At 71.2% G+C, this 6,018-nt stretch carries 6 protein-coding genes; all 6 read right to left on the reverse strand.

What is annotated here, in order from left to right:
• Positions 1-2 precede the first annotated feature (2 nt).
• On the reverse strand, positions 3-509 hold the full coding sequence (locus IE209_RS32295; RefSeq protein WP_189690965.1) for an Hcp family type VI secretion system effector: 507 nt from the start codon (positions 507-509) through the stop codon (positions 3-5).
• Between the two features lie 22 nt (positions 510-531).
• The gene (locus tag IE209_RS32300; RefSeq protein WP_189690966.1) at positions 532-1,020 is read right to left on the reverse strand and encodes an Hcp family type VI secretion system effector; all 489 of its coding nucleotides are present in this window, start codon (positions 1,018-1,020) and stop codon (positions 532-534) included.
• A 93-nt stretch (positions 1,021-1,113) separates the two neighbouring features.
• Entirely contained in the window at positions 1,114-2,610 is a 1,497-nt protein-coding gene (tssC, locus tag IE209_RS32305; protein ID WP_189690967.1) for a type VI secretion system contractile sheath large subunit, read from the reverse strand.
• A gap of 32 nt (positions 2,611-2,642) precedes the next feature.
• Positions 2,643-3,176 (reverse strand): type VI secretion system contractile sheath small subunit, encoded by a 534-nt coding sequence (tssB, locus tag IE209_RS32310; RefSeq protein WP_189690968.1) that lies wholly within the window; start codon positions 3,174-3,176, stop codon positions 2,643-2,645.
• 43 nt (positions 3,177-3,219) lie between these two features.
• Positions 3,220-4,221 (reverse strand): type VI secretion system protein TssA, encoded by a 1,002-nt coding sequence (gene tssA / locus IE209_RS32315; RefSeq protein WP_189690969.1) that lies wholly within the window; start codon positions 4,219-4,221, stop codon positions 3,220-3,222.
• A gap of 313 nt (positions 4,222-4,534) precedes the next feature.
• Positions 4,535-6,018: ATP-binding response regulator (locus tag IE209_RS32320; protein ID WP_189690970.1), on the reverse strand; the 1,484-nt coding region annotated here is incomplete at its 5' end.

Below are 6,018 nucleotides of genomic sequence, written 5' to 3' on the forward strand. Positions count from 1 at the left end.
CTTCAGCTGGGCAGGACCTCGTCGTCGAAGCTGAAACTGCCCGAGCCGAGGCCGGCGCCCTGCTGGGCCTGGTAGACGATGCCGATCTTGGTGAACGCGATGGACACGCGTTCGAGCGGCCGGCCGTCGGCATCGACCTCGATGTCCACGGCCACCACGCGCGCGTCGTTCAGCGTCATCGTGAAGTAGTCCAGCGCCTCGCCGCCGGCCTTGCGCATGGTCAGCACCGCTTCCTTGATCTCGTCGTTGCTGGCCAGCGCGGCCAGCAGTCCGGTCGAGGCGGCGTCGATGGCCTTGGTCACGACGAGCTGGCGGTACACGCGCCGCGCCGTGCGCTCGGTCGAGCCGATGGCGGTGTTGGCGCTGACGCCCCAGTTCCAGCGCAGCAGCTGGATGTCCTCGGCGTGGCCTTCGGTCGTGACCTCGCCCTTGACCTTGCCCGCGCGCCTGGCCTGCACGCTGAGGAAGACATCGGACGCGGCCGGCTGTTGCGGCGAGGGCGGCGGCATGGCGGTGGTCCCCGGGGCAGGCTCAGACCTTCTTGTTGGTCGTCACGTCCCAGCCGCCGACGACCTCGCCGCCCAGACCGCCCTTGCCGTCCTGCGGCTTGTACTTGAACTCGATCTTGCCGAAGTTCAGCGACACCTGCTCCATCGGGATGATGTCCGAGCCGGCCGAGCCGCTGGTCTGGTAGCTGCTGACCAGCACCGGCGAGAGGATCACGGTCAGGAACTCCTCCTGTTCGCCGCCGGCCTTGCGGCACACCAGCGTCGCGGTGGCCAGGTGCTCGCCCGTGCAGCAGGCGGTCAGCAGCTTGGCCGAGGCTTTGTCGGTCTTCTTGACGAAGTGGAAGTCCTGCAGCGCGACCTTGCCGCTGCCGCCGCCACCGCCGCTGCTGAAGGAGCCGGCGTTGGCGCCGCCCACGCTCCAGGATTCGATCTCGATCTCGCCGGAGTGCTTGTCGTCGGTGCTTTCGCCTTCGACGCCGTCGATCTTCAGGAAGTAGTCAACATGGGCCATGGTTTCCTCGCTTCAGTGATGGGATGAACGTCGTGACGTCGCTGGGGCCAGGCACGCACGACGGCCCGCGCCTGGCTCCTTTGGATGCGCGGTTCAGGCGGTCTTTTGCGATGGCAGCTTGGAGACCAAGCGCAGCGACACCGTGAGGCCTTCGAGCTGGTAGTGGGGCCGCAGGAAGAACTTGGACGTGTAGTAGCCCGGCGCGCCGGGCACCTCCTCGACCGTGACCTCGGCGGCGGCCAGCGGTTTCTTGGCCTTGGTCTCCTCCGACGAGGTCGCGGGCGAGCCGTCCACGTAGTTCATGATCCATTTGTTGAGCCACTTGGCCATGTCGGCGCGCTCCTTGAACGAGCCCACCTTGTCGCGCGCGATGCACTTGAGGTAGTGGGCGAAGCGCGAGCAGGCGAACATGTAGGGCAGGCGCGCCGACAGGCTGGCGTTGGCGGTGGCGTCGGGGTCGTCGTACTCCTGCGGCTTTTGCAGTGACTGCGCGCCGATGAAGACCGCGAAGTCGGAGTTCTTGCGGTGCAGCAGCGGCATGAAGCCGTTCTTGGCCAGCTCGGCCTCGCGCCGGTCGCCGATGGCGATCTCGGTCGGGCACTTCATGGCCACGCCGCCGTCGTCGGTCGGAAAGGTGTGGGTGGGCAGGCCCTCGACCGCGCCGCCCGACTCGACGCCGCGGATGCGCGTGCACCAGCCGTACATCTTGAACGAGCGGTTGATGTTGACGGCCATGGCATAGGCCGAGTTGGCCCAGGCGTAGGCCGCGTGGTCGGCGCCGGTGGTGGCTTCCTCGAAGTTGAATTCCTCCACCGGCGCGGTCTTGGCGCCCCAAGGCAGGCGCGCGAGGAAGCGCGGCATCGCCAGGCCGATGTAGCGCGCATCCTCGGAGCTGCGCAGCGAGCGCCAGGCGGCGTACTCGGGCGTGGTGAAGATCTTGGTCAGGTCGCGCGGGTTGGACAGCTCCTGCCACGACTTCATCTGCATCAGGCTGGGGTTGGCCGCGGCGATGAAGGGCGTGTGCGCGGCGGCCGCCACCTTGCTCATCTCGCCCAGCAGCGCCACGTCGGGCGGGCTGTGGTCGAAGTAGTAGTCGCCCACCAGCGCGCCGAAGGGCTCGCCGCCGAGCTGGCCGTACTCCTCCTCGTAGATCTTGCGGAACAGCGGGCTCTGGTCCCAGGCCGTGCCCTTGAACTTGGCCAGCGTCTTGCCCAGGTCGGCCTTGGAGATGTTCATGACGCTGATCTTCAGCATCTCGTCCGTCTCGGTGTTGTTGACCAGGTAGTGCAGGCCGCGCCAGGCGCTTTCCAGCGCCTGGAAGTCGGGGTGGTGCAGGATCAGGTTGACCTGTTCGGACAGCTTCTTGTCCAGCTCGGCGATCATGGCCTCGATGTGGGCCATGACGTCGCCGTCGACCAGCGGGGCCGTGGCCAGCGCCTGCTGCGCCAGCGTGAGCACGGCCTGCTCGACGGCGGTCTTGGCATCGGCCGACATCGGCCGGAACTCCTGGTCCAGCAGCTTGGCGAAGTCGCTGCCCTGGTATTCGATGCCTTGCAGCGGCGCTGCGGTCTGGACGGTGTCGGTGGCCATGGTGCTCCTCCGTGGATGCGGTGTGGCGGTGCTCAGGCGGCGTCGGCCGGCCCGGCTTCGGCGGCGGGCAGGGCCGCCGGCTTCCTGGCAGCGGCCAGCGAGGCCAGCAGCGCGGGGTCGGCCATGACCTTGGCGAGCAGGTCCTCGGCGCCGGTCTTGCCGTCCATGTAGGTCAGCAGGTTGGCCAGTTCCTGGCGCGCCTTGAGCAGCTGCTTGAGGCCTTCCACCTTGCTGGCCACGGCGCCGGGCGAGAAGTCGTCCATGGTCTTGAAGGTCAGTTCCACGGCCAGCTTGCCCTGGCCGGTCAGCCGGTTCTCCACCGGGAAGGCCACGCGCGGCTTCATGGCCTCCATGCAGGCATCGAAGTTGTCCACGTCGACCGAGACGAACTTGCGCTCGGCCACGGGCGGCAGCGGCTTCTCGGGCTTGCCCGAGAGGTCGGACAGCACGCCCATGACGAAGGGCAGCTGCACCTTCTTCTCGGCGCCGTGGAGCTCCACGTCGTACTCGATCTGCACGCGCGGGGCGCGGTTGCGGGCGATGAACTTCTGGCTGCTGGTGGCCATGGCGGGCTCCTTGGGTGCGTGGCGGCGGCGGGCGCGGTGGGGCTCACTTGGGTGAACCGGCGAGCTTCTCGATCTGGCCGGCGCTGTCGGGCGCCAGGTCGCGGATGATCTCGAGGAAGTTCTTGGTCATCAGGCGCTGCGCGCGCTGGATGAACAGCGGCGCGGGGTTGGTGGGCTCGTTGCGCTCGATCCATTCGCTGACCTTTTGCAGCAGGCGGATCGCGTCCTCGCGCGAGGCGATGGCGCCGGGCGGCGGCACGGCGGCGGCAGCAGCAGCGGCAGGTGCGGCCTCCTGTACCGGTGCCGCTGCGGCGGCCTGGCCCTGCGCGCGCTGGCCCGCCAGGGCGACGGCCTGCAGCAGGGCTTGCAGGGCCTTGAGCTCGGGCGAGCGGCCGGCGCCGAGCCGCTCGTCCAGCGCCGCCGCCATGCCGCGCACGGCGGCCAGGCCGGCCTGCATGGCCGTGGCCAGCGCGGGTTGCTGGGCCTGGGCCGCGGCGATGGCCGGCAGCAGTCCCTCGGCCGTGGGCACGGGCTCGGCGGGCAGCGGCGCGCCGTTGCCGAAGGCCAGTTCGATGTCGCGCACGGTGACCGCCTGGCGGCCCGGGCCCAGCGCGGCCCGGCGCAGGTCGGCCAGCCCCTCGGGCCGGTGCAGCGGCAAGATGGCATTGGTGCGTGCGGTCGGATCGTCGCCCTCGCTGGCATCGAGTTGCGGATGTACCAGCGGCCAGTGCCGCTCCAGCAGGCCCTGCAGCAGCTGCAGGCCTTGCACCATGCCGACCAGCCCCTCGGCATGGGCCGCGCTGCGCGTGAGCCACACGGCCACGCGCAGGTCGCGCGTGCGGGCGGCCAGGGCCAGCGCATGCCGGTGCACGGCCGGCCAGTCCGGCGGCGTGGCCGCGATGAGCTTGGTGCCGTACTGCTGCTCCGGCGTGCCGGCGGCAGCACGTTCCAGGGCCTGGAACGCGTCGTCGTGGTCCAGCGCCGGCCCGCACGGCGCATCGCCGGCGAGGGGGGTGAGGAGCGCGTCGATGTCCAGCGTCGGCATGCAGTGGTCCTGCGGAAGGGTTGCGGACCACTTTAGGACGGCGTGCGGCACTGCACAGCCGACGAAAGTCACTTTGGGCCGGCGCGGCATCCCGCGAAAGAGGGATGCGGGCCGCGCCGCATCTCCGTCTTCCACGGCGCTGGCGCGCCATCCCCGGGACACGAAGCCGCCACGCCAGCCACTGCTCCGAAGGCCGCGGAGCAGGCCATGCCAGCGGCCGCGGCGCAACGGGCTTGCCCTGGCGCTCGCGGCGCCCCCTGGGGGGGATGGGATTTCTACACGCAGTGAGAAATCCAAACGGGGGGGTGTCATGTCAGGGCAGCATGCCGCGCACCGTGCCGAGCAGCTTGCGCGGCTGCAGCGGCTTGACCAGCACGGTGTGGCCGGCATCGGCGGCGCGCTGCAGTTCCTCGTGCGTGGTGTCGCCGGTCACGACGATGGCCGGCACCTCGTAGCCGCACTGGCGGCGCACGGCGGCGATGGCCGCGATGCCGTCGGCGTCCTCGCCCAGGTGCAGGTCGGAGACGATCAGGTCGGGCGGCAGTTCCATGGCGGCGGCCGCATGCTGGGCCGCCTGCGCGCTGGCCGCGGCCGTCACCGCGTAGCCCCATTCCTCGAGCAGGATGCGCAGGCCCTCGCGGATGGCCTCGTCGTCGTCGATCACGAGCACCGTGCGCGCCTGCGGCACGGGCAGTGGGCGGGTGTCGGCGGCGGCGGTGGCGTCGCGGATCTCGGGCAGGCCGCCGCGCGCGATGGCGAGCCGGAACATGGTGCCGCGCCCGGGATGCGAGGCCACCGTGAGCCCGTGGTCCAGCAGCCGGGCCAGCCGCCGCACGATGGCCAGGCCCATGCCCAGGCCCTGGCGCCCGCGCGTGGAGCGGCCGCACTGGTAGAACTCCTCGAAGATGCGCGGCAGCTCGGCCGGCGCGATGCCGATGCCGGTGTCCCAGACCTCCACATGGATGTGGCTGGACGTGGAGCGCGCGACCAGCACCACGCCGCCGCGTTCGGTGTAGCGCAGCGCGTTCTGCAGCAGGTTGCCGAGGATGCGTTCGAGCAGTTGCGGGTCGCTCGTGACCGACTTGCCGCCCGGTGCGAAGCGCAGGCCCAGGCCGCGCGCCTCGGCCTGGCCGGCGTACTGCATGTGCAGCCTTCGGAACACGTCGCGCAGCGGGAAGTGCTGCAGGTTGGGCTCCACGGCGCCGGCGTCGAGCCGCGAGACGTCCAGCATGGCATTGAACGAGCGCTCCAGCCCCTCGATGGAGCGCGACACGTTGCGCACCAGCGGCTCCTGCTCGGTGCCGAGCAGCCGCAGTTCCAGCGCGCCGGCGAACAGGCCCAGCGCATGCACGGGCTGGCGCAGGTCGTGCGTGGCGGTGGCCAGGAAGCGGGTCTTGTCACGGTCGGCCTGGTGCGCGGCGCGCAGCGCGGTCTGCAACGCATGCAGCGCGTCGCCGCGTTCGGAGAAGGCCAGGCGCTGGCGCCGCCAGCGACGGTGGCCGAGCACAGCGAGCGCGGCCGCGAGCAGCGCGGCCGCGGCGGCGCTTCCGGCGGGCCCGGACGCACCGTGCAGCGCCCAGGCCAGCGCCTGCGAGGCCGGCACGGCCGCCAGCAGGGCCACGGGCAGCCCCATTGGCGCCAGCAGCGCGGCCAACAGCGGCGCCAGCACCTGCAGCGCCATGGCGGTGCCGCCGGCCGCCGTGGCGGGCAGCAGCCAGGGCAGGGTGCAGAGCAGCAGGGCCCAGGCCAGCAGCAGCGCGCCGCAGGCACGGCGCCGCGCGCGTTGGCGCCGGCGTG

It is taken from the genome of Pseudorhodoferax aquiterrae (assembly GCF_014652235.1).
Lineage (GTDB): Bacteria > Pseudomonadota > Gammaproteobacteria > Burkholderiales > Burkholderiaceae_C > Pseudorhodoferax > Pseudorhodoferax aquiterrae.